This is a genomic window from Bradyrhizobium sp. ERR14 (genome assembly GCF_014198235.1).
Lineage (GTDB): Bacteria > Pseudomonadota > Alphaproteobacteria > Rhizobiales > Xanthobacteraceae > Bradyrhizobium.
Genome location: NZ_JACIHD010000002.1, coordinates 204,616 through 220,574 on the forward strand (window position 1 = coordinate 204,616; position 15,959 = coordinate 220,574).

A 15,959-nucleotide genomic window follows, 5' to 3' on the forward strand; every position below is an offset into this window, starting at 1 on the left:
TTTACGGCGCGACACGGCTAATGCGAGACGACCTGCATCTTCTTCATCTTCATCCAAGATGATCTTCGTTCCTTTCATGCAGCCCCGGATTCTATCCCAGGTTAAGCCCGGTGTATTTTCTTGCCCGGAATCGATCCGCGCGCAGGCATAGTGGCTTGGACGCAGGAACGAACATACCTTCCGGCACGTTCGCCGACCTACTTACGCTGACGCCACGCGTTTTTCCGGAGGTTTTCGTCCATGCACTCCCGTCTTCAGGACAGGCGGCGCGTACGCGTCGGTATCGTCGGCGTCGGCAACTGCGCAAGCTCCTTCGTCCAGGGTCTCACCTACTATCGGAACGCCAAGTCGAACGAGCCTGTGCCCGGCCTGATGAACGTCGACCTCGGCGGGTACCACATCAACGATATCCAGATCGCATCGGCCTTCGACGTCAACGCCAGCAAGGTCGGGCGCGACGTCGCCGATGCCATCTTTACCAAGCCAAACAACACGCATCGCTTCGCTGATGTCGATCAGACTGGCGTGGTTGTTCAACGTGGCCCGGTGATGGACGGCATCGGTCATTATCTCGAAGATGACGTTCCGGTCGCTGACGTGCCGGAGGCCGATGTTTCGGAAGTCCTGGCGATGTCGCGCACCGACGTTCTGGTGTCCTACCTGCCCGTCGGCTCACAACGCGCAAGCGAATGGTATGCGGCACGCGCGATCGAAGCCGGCTGCGGTTACGTCAATTGCATCCCTGTCTTCATCGCCTCAAATCCGGACTGGCGGCGGCGGTTCGACGATGCCGGCCTTCCGATCATCGGCGACGACATCAAGAGCCAGGTCGGCGCGACTATCCTGCACCGCGTGCTTGCCAATCTGTTTCGCGACCGCGGCGTGCGGCTGGACCGCACATATCAGCTTAATGTCGGCGGTAACACCGATTTCAAGAATATGCTGGAACGCGAGCGGCTGACTTCGAAGAAGATATCCAAGACCCAGGCGGTCACCAGCCAGCTCGACGTCCCGATGGATCCCGACAACATTCACGTCGGGCCGAGCGACCACGTACCCTGGCTGACCGATCGCAAGCTCGCCTTCATCCGACTCGAAGGCACGACGTTCGGCGGCGTGCCGCTGAGCGCCGAGGTCAAGCTCGAAGTGTGGGACTCACCGAACTCGGCGGGCGTCGTGATCGACGCGGTCCGCTGCGCAAAACTCGCCATGGACCGCGGCCAGGGCGGCGCCCTGACCGGCCCTTCGAGCTATTTCATGAAATCGCCGCCGCAGCAGTTCACCGACGAAGAGGCTGGACGGCGGACGCGCGCCTTCATCGACGACAAGGCGTACAGCTAATGGTCGGGATCATCCATCTTGTCCGCCATGGTCACCACGCCCTGCTCGGCCACACGTTGTGCGGCCGGATGAACGGCGTCACACTTGATGACATCGGTTGCGAGGAAGTCGCGCGTTGTGCGACCAACGTCAGTCCGCAGCCTGCCTTGATCCAGTCGAGCCCACAGCGGCGCTGCATGCAATCGGCCTCCATTCTTGCGGCGCACTTCGGATCGCCGATCGAGATCGTCCCCGCGCTCGACGAGCTCGACTATGGCGAATGGACCGGACGATCGTTCGAGGAACTCGGCAGGGATCCGCGATGGTCACGCTGGAACAGGCGGCGCGGCAGCACCCGCCCACCCGGAGGCGAGAGCATGCGGTCGCTCCAGAATCGTGTCGTCCGCCATTTGGAGCAATTACGCAACGACCATTCGACTGGCGCCGTCATCGCCGTCAGTCATGCCGAGCCGATCCGTGCGGCGCTGCTGCATTACGCACGCAGGCGTCTTGACGACTTCCTCTCGATCGAGATCGATCCATCCAGCATCAGCACTCTCAGCGCTGACAGAGGCGGGTTCAGGATTACCGGGATCAACCAACGGGTGTTGGCGTGAAGATCGTCATTTTTGGACTGACGATCTCGTCCTCCTGGGGCAACGGCCACGCCACACTCTGGCGCGGCCTCTGCAAGCATCTGACGCGTCTCGGCCACACTGTTGTCTTTTACGAGCGCGACGTGCCCTATTATGCCGGCGCCCGGGACTACAATGAATTGCCGGGCGGCCAACTGCAGCTGTTCTCGAATTGGGAGGAGACCCGCTCCCTCGCCCGCAGCGACATAGGAGATGCCGATATCGCGATCGTGACGTCCTACTGTCCCGACGCGATTGCGGCGACCGACCTGATCATGTCCGAAGGGCGCGCCGTTCCCGTCTTCTATGATCTGGACACTCCGATCACGTTGGCCCGGCTCATGGCAGGAACGTCCGTTCCTTATATCGGGGCGCGAGGTCTACGTGATTTCCCGCTCGTCCTCAGCTTCACGGGCGGACCGCGCGTTATCCACGAATTCCGCAAGCGGCTCGGCGCCCGCGACATCCGCCCTCTATACGGCCACGTCGATAGCGATATTCATCGACCGGTGCCGCCTCAACCGCACTACCGCGCGGATCTGTCCTATCTCGGCACCTACTCCGAAGACCGCCAACACGGGCTCGAGGCGCTATTCGTCGAACCGGCACGAGCGCGGCAAGACCTGCGTTTCCTGATCGGCGGAGCCCAATATCCTGACGACTTTCCGTGGTCGCCAAACATCTACTTCGTGCGGCATCTGCCGCCATCGGAGCATGCGCCGTTCTTCGCGTCCTCGCGCCTGACCCTTAACGTCACGCGCAAAGCCATGGCTGAAATGGGCTGGTGCCCCTCCGGCCGTCTGTTCGAGGCCGCGGCCTGCGGTGTCCCGCTCCTGAGCGACGACTGGCCGGGCATCGAAGAGTTCTTCACGCCCGGCAGGGAGATCCTGATCGCTTGCGGCGCAAAGGACGCCTTGGCCGTGCTGGCGATGTCGAGCGCCGAGCTCCAAACTATCGCCAGATACGCCTATGAGCGGACGATGGATCAGCATACATCCGACATACGGGCGCGCGAGCTGGTGGCGCTGCTCGAGCAGGCGGTATCCAGCGGTGCGCGTTACCAGCAATCCGAGGAGGCCTGACATGTGGGGCATCGTTCCGGCCGCGGGCCGCGGCAGTCGTATCCAGCCGCTGGCTTTCTCCAAGGAGTTGCTGCCCGTCGGCAGCCGGTGCGACGATGGCACCGAGCGGCCCTGCGCGGTCTCTGAGTATCTGCTGGAGCGCCTGATCCTCGGCGGCGCGGACAAGATCTGCTTCGTGATCTCGCCGGGAAAATCCGACATTCTGGAATATTTCGGCGATCATTATGGCAGTGCCCAGCTCGCTTATGTCGTCCAGCCCGACGCATCCGGCCTATGTGACGCCGTCTTCAGGGCCGGTACCGTGGTCGGCCAAGAGGAGGACATCGTCGTCGGCCTGCCCGACACCGTGTGGTTTCCAAAAGCCGCCTTGCGGGCGCTGCCCGAGACCCACCTCTCCTTCCTGCTCTTCCCCGTCGAGAGTCCGGAATTCTTCGACGCCGTCGTGCTCGACGGCGATAGCGTGCGGGAGATCCAGGTCAAGCAACCGAACCCGACATCGCGATGGATCTGGGGCGCATTCAGGATGTCTGCCCACGGCTTCCGCGAACTGCACGCACTCTGGATCGACCGGGACCAGCGGGACGAATATTTCGGCACGTTGGTCAATGCTTATCTCCAGGCCGGCGGCAGTGGCATCGGGATCAAGGCAGGCGAGTCCTATGTCGATATCGGGACCGTCGGCGGCTATCGCACGGCAATGGCGCTCCTTGCGGAGAGCACAGGCGCCGACAGTCGATCGAGATTGCGGGCTGACGCCGCGGATGGAACTCGACCGATCGCTGCAATGGAGAATGGAGCGACTGCATGACGAGAGCGCTACTCACGCGCGAGGAAATTCGCAGGCGCATCCACGCGCTCGGGCCGTGGTTTCACAATCTCGACCTCAACGGTGTGCCGACCGCCCCCACCCACTTCCTGGGCGACTATCCCAACGTGAAATGGCGCCGCTTCGCGGGAATCATACCGGACCGGCTCGACGGCAAGAGCGTACTCGACATTGGCTGCAATGCCGGCTTCTACGCCATGGAGATGAAGCGGCGGGGCGCCGAGCGCGTGCTTGGCCTCGATACCGACGAGGAGTACCTCGCTCAGGCGCGCTTCGCCGCCGAGGTGAACGGCCTCAGGATCGAATTCCGCCAGATGTCGACCTACGACGTCGGACAACTCCGCGAGAAGTTCGATCTCGTGATCTTCATGGGCGTGCTCTATCATCTGCGTCATCCGCTGCTGGCGCTGGATCTCATCCATGAGCACGTCGCCACGGATCTCCTGCTGTTCCAGTCGATGCAGCGCGGCACCAGCCATGTCGATACGATCGACAAGAATTACGATTTCTGGACCACCGACCAGTTCGATTCCGCCGGCTATCCCAAGCTGCACTTCATCGAGCACAAATATGCCGACGACCCCACCAATTGGTGGGTGCCGAACCGGGCCTGCGTCGAGGCCATGCTGCGCAGCGCCGGATTCGCGATCACCGCCCATCCGGAGGAGGAAGTCTACCTCTGCAGGCGAACCGATCGGCCCCAAATCGACGGTCCCGTCTATCCATCCTGGAGTACTAGCTGATGATCGAGGCCGCCAAGATCTGGAACGAGCCGAACAACAAATCACATTGGGACCTTCAGATCGATCCGGATTGGTCCATGTTCGCGGACCTCGCCATTGCGGCCGGCAAGGCGATCCGCAGTACGCGGCCCGCGCTGCCCATCGTGCTCGGCGGCATCTCGCCGATCGACCCCTCCTTCATGCGCAAAACGCAGAGCCGCGGCGTGCTCGACCATTTCGATGCGGTCGCCGTACACGGCTTTCCGCTCGACTGGAACCTGTGGCAGATCGGCGAGTGGCCGGCCAAGATCGAGGAAATCAAGGCGGTCACCGCGCTTCCCGTCTGGGTCACCGAGGTCGGCGTCTCATCGTTCGGCGCCGAAGAGGTGCAGGCCTGGGGCCTGTCGCGCACCGCCGAGCTCCTGATCGGCCGCGCGCCGCGCATTCACTGGTACAGCCTTTATGACCTTCCCTCCGCATGGGAAGCCACGACGCGCCACAAGGAAGCTGAGGGCTCGTCCTATTACAGGCATTTCCACATGGGCCTGCTGCGCGAAGATGGCACGCCGAAGGCGGCCGCCGATCTGTTCTGCGCCTATGCCGCGGCCATGGGTCTGTGCCAGTGGTTTCACTTTGAGGATCGCCGCCTCGACAATGCCGTGCAATGGATGCGCCGTCTCGGCGTGACCCATCTCAGGACTGGCCTGTCATGGGCTGACAGTTTCCGTCCGAATGCGCTAGATTGGTTCGACCGCCAGATGGAGACGCTGGCGGAATTTCAGGTCACCGTCACGTTCTGCTTCACGCCCGAGCATCGAGGCATCGAGCCACATCACACCAGCCCGCCGCTCGATGTCAATGAATTCGCCGATTTCTGCGCATCGATGGTCGATCGTTACTGCTCGAAGACCGGTCTTGCCGCCTCGCCAGCATCGGCCGATCCTCCCATCAGAGAGCCAACATGCGTGCGCTGATCCTGGTCATGGACTCCGTCGGCATCGGCGGTGCGCCGGATGCCGCACGCTATGGCGACGATGGCGCCGACACCGTCGGTCACATCGCGGACGCCTGCGTGGCCGGGCGGGCCGACAGCAACGCCCGCGAGGGTCCGCTCTATCTGCCCAATCTCGTCTCGCTGGGCCTTGGCGAAGCCTGCAGCCTCGCTAACGGTCGCGTGCCGCCGGGCCTGGACGGTCAGGTCGAGCACCGGCAATTTGGCTGCGCAAGCGAAATCTCGAAGGGCAAGGATACACCGTCGGGCCATTGGGAGATCTCCGGAGTGCCGGTCCCGTTCGAATGGGGCTATTTCCCCCGAACCAAGCCCTGCTTTCCCGCGGATCTGACGAACGCATTGTGCGATCAGGCCGGGCTACCCGGGATCCATGGAGATTGCCACGCGTCCGGTACAGAGATCATCGCCGAGTTCGGCGAGCGCCACATGCGAACGGGAATGCCGATCTGCTACACCTCAGCCGACAGCGTGTTCCAGATCGCAGCGCATGAGCAGACTTTCGGGCTCGAACGGCTGTACGAGATTTGCGCAATCGCAAGACGACTGATCAATCCCCTCAACATCGGCCGCGTCATTGCTCGCCCTTTCGTCGGCACAAGCGCGAGCGACTTCAAGCGGACGGCGCACCGGCGCGATTTTTCCGTGCCGCCCCCTGAAAACACCATCCTCGACCACGCCGCGAGCGCCGGCCGTGACATCGCGACCATCGGCAAGATCGACGACATCTTTGCTCATCGCGCGACAGGGCGAAACTTGCGCGGCGATGGCAACATGGCGCTCTTCGATGCCACACTGAGGGGACTGGCGAGCCTTGCGGATGGCGGATTGCTGTTCGCCAACTTCATCGACTTCGACACGCTCTACGGCCACCGCCGAGACGTTACCGGTTATGCCACGGCACTGGAAGCCTTCGACGATCGCCTGCCCGAACTATTGTCCCGATTGCGCAGCGATGATCTTCTCATCATCACTGCCGATCACGGCTGCGATCCCACCTGGAGCGGCACCGATCACACCCGCGAGCAGGTGCCAATCCTGGCCTGGACGACGCAATCTTCTTCTCCCGTCGGCCGCCGCGCCGGCTTTGCCGATATCGGCGCCACCGCGGCAAGGCATCTTGACCTGCCCCAGCCGCTTCACGGGGTGCATTTCTAGACGTCGTCAGCACACCGATTCACTTGGGTTATTGATCCAGGTTATAGAAATATTCGTTTGTACAATTCCGAGGAACGAACATTCCTTGCATTGCTTCTGAGTCCATACGTGACCAGCGCGCGGGTCATCCGACCAGTCAGCAAGGTGCGCTTCACCAGACATCATCGACCGATCTGAGCGGATCGGTCTTAAGGTTGCACGGAGCGGTGAATGACGCGGGTATTGATTATGGGGGGCGCGGGTTTCATCGGCTCTCATGCGACGGACATTCTTCTGGCGGCGGGCTACGAAGTCCGTCTGCTCGACAACCTTTCGCCGCAGGTTCACGGCAGTAACCGCCAGCGTCCCTCCTATCTCACCGAAGATGCCGAGCTCATTGTTGGGGACATCACTGACAGCGTGTCCGTGGACCACGCGCTGCGCGGCGCCGACATGGTCTTGCATCTTGCTTCCGCCGTCGGCGTCGGCCAGAGCATGTACGACATTGAGCCCTATGTGCGGACGAATGAGCTGGGCACCGCCGTACTGCTCCAAGCCTTGTCGAAGCGCCCCGTCGAGCGGCTGGTTGTCGCCTCGTCCATGAGCATCTATGGCGAAGGCCTCTATCGAAGGCCCGATCAAAGCGTCGTTGCCTGCGACGAACGATCAATCGAACAGCTCCGCCGAGGGGAATGGGGGTTGCGCGACACAGCCGGGCATCCGCTCGAGCCCGTGGCTACGCCGGAGACCAAGTTGCCTTCACTCAGCTCCGTCTATGCGCTGAACAAGTATGCACAGGAACGCATGTGCCTGATCACCGGCAAGGCTTACGGTATTCCGACCGTCGCGCTGCGCTTCTTCAATGTTTTCGGCCCCCGTCAGGCCCTGTCGAATCCTTATACCGGCGTGCTTGCCATCTTCGCCGCGCGGCTCCTCAACGGGCGCCCCCCGCTCGTGTTCGAGGATGGCGAGCAACGTCGCGATTTCGTTCACGTGCATGATGTCGCCCGTGCCTGCCGCATCGCGCTGGAAGCCGAACATGCGCTTGATGTCTTCAACGTCGGCTCGGGCCAAAGCCGCACCATCCTGTCGGTGGCCGAGGACCTCGCCGAGGTCATGGGACACAGCGATATCGCGCCCGAGATCACGCTCAAATACCGCGCCGGCGACATCAGGCACTGCTTCGCAGACATCGGCAAATCGCGCGACCTTCTCGGCTTCGAGCCGCATGTGTCCTTCAAGGACGGCCTGGAGGAACTCGCGGATTATCTCGCAGACCAGGTTGCCGACGACCAGGCCGAGCGGGCTACGCAGGAGCTGCTACAACGAGGGTTGGTTGCGTGATGAATGAGCAAGATAGCAGGCCCGTGCTAATCACCGGAGGTTGCGGCTTCATCGGCTGTAATCTTGCCGACCGGCTGGCGAAGCGCGGCGAGCGTGTATTGGTGCTGGACAATCTAGCTCGCGCGGGCGTGCGCGAGAACGCGCAATGGCTGAAATCAAGGCACGGCGACCTCATCACCATCGCAGTGGCCGACGTCCGCGAGCTGATCCCGGTGATCGACGCCGTACGCGATGCCCGCGCCGTGCTGCATTTGGCAGCTCAGGTCGCCGTCACGGACAGCGTGAGCGATCCCGCTGCCGATTTCGAGATCAACGCACGCGGCACCCTGAACGTGCTCGAAGCGGTTCGGCTTCACAACAGCACCGCGCCGATCGTATTCGCGTCCACCAACAAGGTCTATGGCCGCCTGATCGAGGACAGTGAGATCGCCCTCACCGGCCGTCGTTATACGCCCACTAGCGCCCTGCTGGCGGACGGCATCTCCGAGAACGCGCCCCTCGACTTCTACAGCCCCTATGGCTGCTCCAAGGGAACCGCCGATCAGTACGTCCATGACTATGCGCGAGTCTACGGGCTCCAGACCGTGGTGATGCGCATGAGCTGCATCTACGGCCCCCGCCAGTTCGGCACTGAGGATCAGGGCTGGATCGCGCACTTCCTGCTGAGCGCGATCCGCGGCAAGCCGTTGACGATCTATGGTGATGGCTATCAGGTTCGCGACGCCTTGCACGTGTCGGATGCCGCCGCGGCCTGGCTCGCGGTGCTCGATCGCATCGCGCTAGCGCGGGGACGCGTATTCAATCTCGGCGGCGGGCCCGCCAACGCGGTCAGCCTTCGCGAGCTCATCGACCATATCACGGAACTGGCCGGTCGTGAAATCGCTTACAGCTTTGCCGATTGGCGTCCGGGCGATCAGCCCTGGTACGTCACCGACAACCGTGCTTTGTCGACCGCACTCGGTTGGGCACCGCGGGTTTCGCTGACGGAGGGCCTCCGCTCGCTCCACGCCTGGCTCGACAGTCGTTTTGGAGCAGCTCGGGGTAACCGCGAGGCCCTGGCATGAGGCGCGTCGCCCTGATCAATCCGAATTGGGATTTCGGCGGCAGCATCTATTTCGGGTGCCGGTCCTCCCACCTTCCGCTCGAGCTCGGCATCTCCGAGCATTATCTGAGAGCGGCCGGGCACCGGACGCTGTTGCTCGATGCGCACATGTTCGATCTGTCGTTGCGGGACATCGAGGCCGAACTGCGTGCATTCGAGCCCGACATGATCGTCATCACGACGGCGCCGACCTATCTGTTCTGGCGTTGCGCGCCACCGGAGCTGCGCGTTCCGCAGGAGCTCGCATCGGCGGCGCGGGATCTCGCGCCAGTCCTGGCCGCAGTAGGTCCGCACGGCTCAACGACCCCACGGGCGGCGCTCAGGAAGCTCGGCGTCGACCTGGTCGTAATGGGCGAATGCGAAGGATCCTTGTTGAGGCTCGCAAACGGCGAGCGAGACTTTCCCGGTCTGTGCTTTGCCGACGGTGGCTCAATCCGCGTCAATGGCGGTCCTCAAGCTGTCGAGTTCAGGGATCAGCCGGCGCTCGCTTGGCCGGACGAGATGATCCGGCGTCATCATCACCACCATCACCGTTTCGACGCCGAGCCGGTCGGCCCCGGCGCGGAGGTCGAGGCTTCGCGGGGATGCCCCTACAACTGTACGTTCTGCGCCAAGGAGAATTTCCGCAACGCCTACCGCAAGCGCCCTCCCGCGATCATCCTTGATGAGATCGACAGCCTGCGCGGCCAAGGCGTCGAATATATCTACTTCATCGACGAGATATTCCTTCCGAATGCAGAACTGCTGGAAGGGCTGAGCACGCGCGGCATCAAATTCGGCGTGCAGACGCGGATCGATCTCTGGAAGCCAGACATGCTCGCGCTGCTCGGCCGCGCCGGCTGCGTTTCGATCGAGGCTGGAATCGAGAGCCTCACGGTCGAGGGACGGGCGGCGCTCGCCAAGAACTGCAAGATGACCACCGATCAGCTTGCTGACCGGCTGGTCGAGGCCCGGCGCCACGTCCCCTTCGTACAGGCCAATCTGATCGAGGTGCCCGAGGACGAGGATCCCGTGGTGCAGCGCTGGCGCCGCAAGATGCAGGATGCCGGCATTTGGGCCAACGACCCAGTCCCGCTCTACCCTTATCCCGGCTCGCCGGATTACCGAAAGCTGTGGGGCGAAGCCGACGATTTCGCCTGGGAGCGCGCGCACCGGCATTATCTCGGAATGTACGACCAGTTCAGCGACGTTCAGAACGATCGGCCGATGCCCCTCGATGCCCTCGAACATCCGGTGGCGCCATGAGCCGAGATGCGGACATCAAAATCCTGATGACGACCGACACCGTCGGGGGCGTATGGACCTATTCCTGCGCCCTCGCCGCGAGCCTTGCCGCCTCGGGCGCCGAAGTTACCTTGGCAACCATGGGCCCGCCCGCGCGCGCCGACCAGCGCGAGATGCTGCGCGACTCTCGAGTCCGCCTCGTCGAAACCGACCTCGCTTTGGAGTGGCAAGATCCGGAAGGACGCGACTTTCCCAAGGCCGAACGTGTCCTCGCCGGCCTCGAAGCGAGGCTCAGGCCCGACGTCGCCCACCTCAACAGTTTTCGGGAGGCAACCCTGCCGTGGCATGCGCCGACCGTTCTCGTCGCGCATTCCTGCGTCAACTCATGGGCGCTGGCCTGCCAGGATTCGGCATGGCTCGGGGAGCCCCGATGGGCGCGTTACACGGACCGGGTGGCCGCTGCGCTCAACAATACGCAGGCATGGGTTTGCCCGAGCCAGTCCTTTCACGATGACATCGTTGAGATCTATCACCCGCGCTCTCCCGGCGCCGTGATCTGGAATGGGATTGCGGCTGGCGCCGCGCCAAGCCGAAAGCGGGAGCTGATCTTCGCGGCCGGCCGCCTGTGGGATCGTGCCAAGAATATCGAAGTCTTGGCTGAGGCTGCGCCAGGACTGGATTGGCCGGTCGAGGTCGCGGGCCCGGCCGAGATGGATCCCCTCGGCATCGCCTGGCTTGGTCCATTGCCGCACAGCGCCCTGCGCGAACATCTCCGACACGCAGCAATCTTCGTCAGCCCAGCGCTGTACGAGCCGTTCGGCCTCTCCGTTCTGGAGGCGGCCGCCGCCGGCTGCGCGCTCGTGCTGTCGGATATTCCAACGTTCCGGGAATTGTGGAGCGGAGCAGCGCTGTTCTTCGATGCCGGCGACAGTCAGGCCTTGCACCGAATCCTCGTCAAACTCTGCGCCGATGATCTCGAAAGGACGCGCCTGCAACGCGCGGCGTATGAACATTCCCTGACCTATTCCCTGGCGCGCACGACCAGCGCCTATCTCAAGCTCTACGAGGGGCTGCACGCCTCTGATCGCAGGTCAACGCAAGCCGGTCAGATCGAGGTGCGCGCATGAAATGCGTTCTGTTCTACCACGCATTCACCTCCTGCTGGAACAACGGCAACGCCCATTTCCTGCGCGGCTATGCCCGCGAGCTGCATGCACTCGGCCACGAGGTCGTGGTGTTCGAGCCGGTCGATGGCTGGAGCCGGTTGAATGCCATCCGCGAAAGCGGCAGTCAGGCCCTGCAAGACATCGGCCGGCTCTTCCCCGGCATCTCCATTCGTCGCTACGATGCTTCACTCGATTTCGATGAGGCTCTGGATGGTGCCGATCTCGTCGTCGTGCACGAATGGAATTCGCCCGACGTGATCGGGCAGATCGGATATAGCCGCGCGCACGGCGCCCCCTTCACGCTGCTGTTCCACGACACCCATCATCGGGCGGTCACCGCGCCGGACGAGCTCGCGCACTTCGACCTCGACGCGTTCGACGGCGTGCTCGCCTTCGGCGAGGTGCTTCGTCAGATCTACATGAATCTCGGCTGGGCAGACCGTGCTTATACCTGGCACGAGGCAGCCGACACGACCATGTATCACCCCTTGCCGCATATCGAGCGCACCGACGATCTGGTCTGGATCGGCAATTGGGGCGACGGCGAACGCAGCGCCGAACTCAACGAGTTTCTGGTCGAGCCCGTTGCTGAACTGAAGTTGAGCGCGAGCGTCTACGGCGTTCGCTACTCTGATGCCGCTCTCCAGACCATCCAGGCCGCGGGCATCCGCTATGGAGGCTGGCTGCCGGCGCACTGGGCGCCGGTCGCCTTCGCGGGAGCGCGCGCGACCGTTCACGTTCCTCGCGGGCCCTATGTGCGCTCGCTTCCGGGCATCCCCACCATTCGGGTGTTCGAGGCGCTCGCCTGCGGCATTCCCCTGGTCTCGGCCCCCTGGTCCGACGTGGAAGGCCTGTTTCCTGACGGCGCCTATCTCCAGGCCGCCAGTGGCGAAGAGATGAAGCGCGCGCTCCGTTCCGTGCTCGATGATCGGGAAATGTCCGCCGCCATGCTGGTCGCGGGGCTGCGGACGATCCGCGAGCGCCATACTTGCCGTCATCGCGCGCAACAGCTCGTGGGCATTGTGGAGGCCATTCGCGCCTCTGACGATTCGTCCCGGCCTCTGCGATACAGTGGAGCCTCCGCATGAAGATCTGCTTCTTCGGATCCAGCCTCGTCTCGTCCTACTGGAACGGTGCCGCCACCTATTATCGCGGCATGCTCAAGCAGATTGCGGCGCTCGGACACGACATCACCTTCTTCGAGCCCGACGCGTTCGAGCGGCAGGCCCATCGCGACATCGCCGATCCCGATTGGGCTAGGGTCGTCGTCTACCCCGCAACGTCCGATGGCTGGCGCGGCTCTCTCGATGCGGCGGCGCGATCGGCCGACATGCTGATCAAGGCCAGCGGCGTCGGCGTCTTCGATGAGGAGCTGGAGATCGCGGTTGCGGCCCTGCCCGCCCGGACCCTACGGATCTACTGGGATGTCGATGCCCCCGCCACTCTCGAAGCGATGGCGAACGATCCGAGCCATCATCTGCGCGGTGCGATTCCCTCCTACGACATGGTGCTGACCTACGGCGGCGGCGACGGCGTCGTGTCGGCTTACCGCGCCATGGGCGTGCGGGACTGCGTGCCTATCTACAACGCGCTTGATCCTGAGACGCATTTTCCGTTCCCGCCAAGACCGAACTTCGCCTGCGATCTCAGCCTGCTGGCAAACCGCCTGCCTGATCGCGAACAGCGGGTCGAACACTTCTTTCTCGACGTCGCACTCGCGCTGCCGGACAAGTCGTTCCTGCTCGGCGGCTCCGGCTGGGAGACCAAGGACACGGCAAGCAATCTCCGCAAGATCGGTCATGTCGGCACCGGCGAGCACAACGCTTTCTTCGGCTCCGGACTTGCCACCCTCAACGTCAATCGCGACAGCATGGCGCGCTACGGCTTCTCGCCGCCGACGCGGGTGTTCGAGGCGATCGGGGCCGGCGCCTGCCTGATCACCGATCAATGGCCGGGTATCGACCATTTTCTCGAGCCGGATCGCGAGGTGCTGGTGGCTGCGAGTGGAGCTGAGGTGGCGGGCCATCTCAGCGCGCTCTGCGCCGATCGCGCCGCCGCGATCGCCAACCGTGCCCGCGCACGCGTCCTGAGCCAACACACCTATTGGCATCGCGCCCGCCAGTTCAACCAACTCTTTGTCGGAAGCAGCTCGCGCATCGAGGCAGCAGAATGAACCTCAGTATCGTCGTCGTCGGTCTTTCGGTCACATCGTCGTGGGGCAATGGTCACGCCACGACCTATCGCGCCCTGATCGAGGGCCTGGCGCGACGTGGTCACCATGTCACCTTCCTCGAGCGCGACGTCCCCTGGTATCGCGAGCATCGCGATCTGACCAAGCCGTCGTCGTGGACGGTCGAGCTTTACCAGTCGCTGAAGGACGTGCCTCGCCGCTTCGGTAAGCTGATCCGGGGCGCCGACCTCGTCATCATCGGTTCTTATGTGCCCGACGGCATTGCCGTTTCCGAGTGGATCACGAGTCAGGCGCGGGGAATCACCGCGTTCTATGACATCGACACGCCCGTAACGCTCGCGAGGCTCGACGAAGGCCTGAACTACCTGTCAGCCGCAATGATCCCACGCTTCGACCTCTATCTGTCATTCGCCGGCGGGCCCGTGCCCAACATGATCGAGGAGCGGTATGGAAGCCCGATGGCCCGGGTTCTCTATTGCAGCGCCGACACTGTGGCTTACGCTCCGCAACAGGCGGAGGTTAGATGGGCCCTCGGCTATCTCGGGACCTATAGTGAGGACCGGCAGTCCATCCTCGAACAGCTGCTCCTGTCCCCGGCGCGCACGCTGTCGTCAGAGCAGTTCGCGGTCGCAGGGGCGCAATATCCCGCTGATATCGTCTGGCCCGATAATGTCGTGCGGATCGAGCACCTCGCGCCAAAACAGCACCCGGGGTTCTATGCGGAACAGCGATTCACCCTCAACGCGACCCGCGCCGACATGCGTGCGCTGGGTTTTTCGCCGAGCGTTCGCCTGTTCGAAGCCGCTGCCTGCGGCACGCCCGTGATCTCTGACCATTGGCCGGGTATCGAAACAATCTTCGCACCGTCGCGGGAAATCCTGCTGGCCTCAAGCCCGCGCGACGTCATCGAGATCCTGCGCGACATGCCCGAGGAGCGTCGGCGCACTATTGCGGAATGCGCTCGCCGACGCGTTCTGACCGGTCACACCGCCGATCACCGGGCCTGCCAGCTGGAGGATTACTACGCCGAAGCAGCCGCGCACCGCCGCCGCAAATCCTCGCGGCCTGCCGCCAGCCGTCCCTTTCAAGTCGCCGAAGAGAGCCTGCAATGAAACTCCAGACCCGCATTCCTACGCTCCGCCGCTCGCCGACCGCGCTCATTGCTGGCGGTGCCGGCTTCATCGGCTCTCATCTCTGCGATTCTCTTTTGCAACATGGCAACGCCGTGATCTGCCTTGACAATCTCTTCACGGGGAGCATCGACAACATCAGGCCACTGCTGAACCATCCGAACTTCCGGTTCATCGAGCATGACGTGCAGGAGGAGATCGAGATCGACGGGGAAATTGACCGCATTTACAGCCTCGCCTGCCCAGCTTCGCCCCGGCATTATCAGAAGGATCCGGTCGGCACGATGAAGACATGCGTGCTCGGTACCATCAACCTGCTCGAGCTCGCGCACCGGAAGGGTGCCCGCGTCCTGCAAGCTTCCACGAGCGAAGTCTACGGTGATCCGGAGGTGCACCCACAGCCGGAATCCTATCTCGGCAACGTCAACCCAATCGGGCCACGAGCCTGCTACGACGAGGGCAAGCGCGCCGCCGAAACACTGATGTTCGACTATAACCGCACGCGGGAGACCGAGATCAAGGTGGCGCGCATCTTCAACACCTACGGCCCACGCATGCTGGAGAACGATGGCCGTGTCGTCTCCAACTTCATCGTGCAGGCCCTGCGCGGGGAGCCGATTACGATCTATGGTGGCGGTACGCAGACCAGAAGCTTCTGCTTCGTCGATGATCTCGTGCGAGGCCTCCAGTTGCTGATGGAAAGCTCCTCATCGGTGACCGGTCCCTGCAACCTCGGCAATCCGCACGAGGTGACGATCGAAGCTATAGCCCGAGAGGTTCTGACGTATACGGACTCGGCCTCGCCGCTCCGCTTCGAGGCGCTGCCAAAAGACGATCCAAAGCGCCGCAAGCCCGTCATTGACACCGCTATGCGGCTGTTGGGATGGCGCCCGCGGGTGGCACTGAAGGATGGTCTTCAAGCCACGATCGCCTATTTCGCAATGCGCATCGCGGGCGAGCCACCGGCGCTCGTGCCAGCTCTCGCGCAGCGAAAGAGAGGTCCGGCGCGCAGCCTGCTCAGTCCCGAATAGCCAGCTGAGAGCCAGAAGCGCTCATTCCGGCTCTGGCGGC

At 63.2% G+C, this 15,959-nt stretch carries 15 protein-coding genes; all 15 read left to right on the forward strand.

Going from position 1 to position 15,959, the window contains the following annotated elements; genetic code table 11:
• Window positions 1-240: 240 nt before the first annotated feature.
• The 15 genes from GGD62_RS07230 (at window position 241) to GGD62_RS07300 (ending at window position 15,919) form a co-directional block, all read left to right on the forward strand.
• The gene (locus GGD62_RS07230; RefSeq protein ID WP_183707755.1) at window positions 241-1,341 is read left to right on the forward strand and encodes an inositol-3-phosphate synthase; all 1,101 of its coding nucleotides are present in this window, start codon (window positions 241-243) and stop codon (window positions 1,339-1,341) included.
• A complete protein-coding gene (locus tag GGD62_RS07235; protein ID WP_183707757.1) occupies window positions 1,341-1,937 on the forward strand; it encodes a histidine phosphatase family protein in 597 nt (198 codons plus the stop codon). The genes GGD62_RS07230 and GGD62_RS07235 overlap by 1 nt, the downstream gene beginning before the upstream one ends.
• Window positions 1,934-3,037, forward strand: a complete 1,104-nt coding sequence (locus tag GGD62_RS07240) for a glycosyltransferase (protein ID WP_183707758.1) — start codon at window positions 1,934-1,936, stop codon at window positions 3,035-3,037. The genes GGD62_RS07235 and GGD62_RS07240 overlap by 4 nt, the downstream gene beginning before the upstream one ends.
• 1 nt (window position 3,038) lies before the next feature.
• Window positions 3,039-3,845 (forward strand): sugar phosphate nucleotidyltransferase, encoded by an 807-nt coding sequence (locus GGD62_RS07245; protein ID WP_183707760.1) that lies wholly within the window; start codon window positions 3,039-3,041, stop codon window positions 3,843-3,845.
• The gene (locus GGD62_RS07250; RefSeq protein ID WP_183707762.1) at window positions 3,842-4,606 is read left to right on the forward strand and encodes a TIGR04290 family methyltransferase; all 765 of its coding nucleotides are present in this window, start codon (window positions 3,842-3,844) and stop codon (window positions 4,604-4,606) included. The genes GGD62_RS07245 and GGD62_RS07250 overlap by 4 nt, the downstream gene beginning before the upstream one ends.
• A complete protein-coding gene (locus tag GGD62_RS07255) occupies window positions 4,606-5,559 on the forward strand; it encodes a beta-xylosidase (protein ID WP_183707764.1) in 954 nt (317 codons plus the stop codon). Before GGD62_RS07250 ends, GGD62_RS07255 begins: the two co-directional genes overlap by 1 nt.
• Complete coding sequence (locus tag GGD62_RS07260) at window positions 5,547-6,752, forward strand: phosphopentomutase (protein ID WP_183707766.1); 1,206 nt, start codon at window positions 5,547-5,549, stop codon at window positions 6,750-6,752. Before GGD62_RS07255 ends, GGD62_RS07260 begins: the two co-directional genes overlap by 13 nt.
• A 210-nt stretch (window positions 6,753-6,962) precedes the next feature.
• The gene (locus tag GGD62_RS07265; RefSeq protein WP_183707768.1) at window positions 6,963-8,075 is read left to right on the forward strand and encodes an NAD-dependent epimerase/dehydratase family protein; all 1,113 of its coding nucleotides are present in this window, start codon (window positions 6,963-6,965) and stop codon (window positions 8,073-8,075) included.
• A complete protein-coding gene (locus GGD62_RS07270; RefSeq protein WP_179737311.1) occupies window positions 8,075-9,139 on the forward strand; it encodes an NAD-dependent epimerase/dehydratase family protein in 1,065 nt (354 codons plus the stop codon). Before GGD62_RS07265 ends, GGD62_RS07270 begins: the two co-directional genes overlap by 1 nt.
• Window positions 9,136-10,422, forward strand: a complete 1,287-nt coding sequence (locus tag GGD62_RS07275) for a TIGR04295 family B12-binding domain-containing radical SAM protein (RefSeq protein WP_183707770.1) — start codon at window positions 9,136-9,138, stop codon at window positions 10,420-10,422. Before GGD62_RS07270 ends, GGD62_RS07275 begins: the two co-directional genes overlap by 4 nt.
• A complete protein-coding gene (locus GGD62_RS07280) occupies window positions 10,419-11,528 on the forward strand; it encodes a glycosyltransferase family 4 protein (protein ID WP_179737307.1) in 1,110 nt (369 codons plus the stop codon). Before GGD62_RS07275 ends, GGD62_RS07280 begins: the two co-directional genes overlap by 4 nt.
• Window positions 11,525-12,655, forward strand: a complete 1,131-nt coding sequence (locus GGD62_RS07285) for a glycosyltransferase (protein WP_179737305.1) — start codon at window positions 11,525-11,527, stop codon at window positions 12,653-12,655. The genes GGD62_RS07280 and GGD62_RS07285 overlap by 4 nt, the downstream gene beginning before the upstream one ends.
• Entirely contained in the window at window positions 12,652-13,740 is a 1,089-nt protein-coding gene (locus GGD62_RS07290; protein WP_179737303.1) for a glycosyltransferase, read from the forward strand. Before GGD62_RS07285 ends, GGD62_RS07290 begins: the two co-directional genes overlap by 4 nt.
• Entirely contained in the window at window positions 13,737-14,870 is a 1,134-nt protein-coding gene (locus tag GGD62_RS07295; protein WP_179737301.1) for a glycosyltransferase, read from the forward strand. The genes GGD62_RS07290 and GGD62_RS07295 overlap by 4 nt, the downstream gene beginning before the upstream one ends.
• Window positions 14,867-15,919: a UDP-glucuronic acid decarboxylase family protein gene (locus GGD62_RS07300; protein WP_179737299.1), complete on the forward strand. Its 1,053-nt coding sequence runs from the start codon at window positions 14,867-14,869 to the stop codon at window positions 15,917-15,919. Before GGD62_RS07295 ends, GGD62_RS07300 begins: the two co-directional genes overlap by 4 nt.
• The last annotated feature ends 40 nt before the right edge of the window (window positions 15,920-15,959 follow it).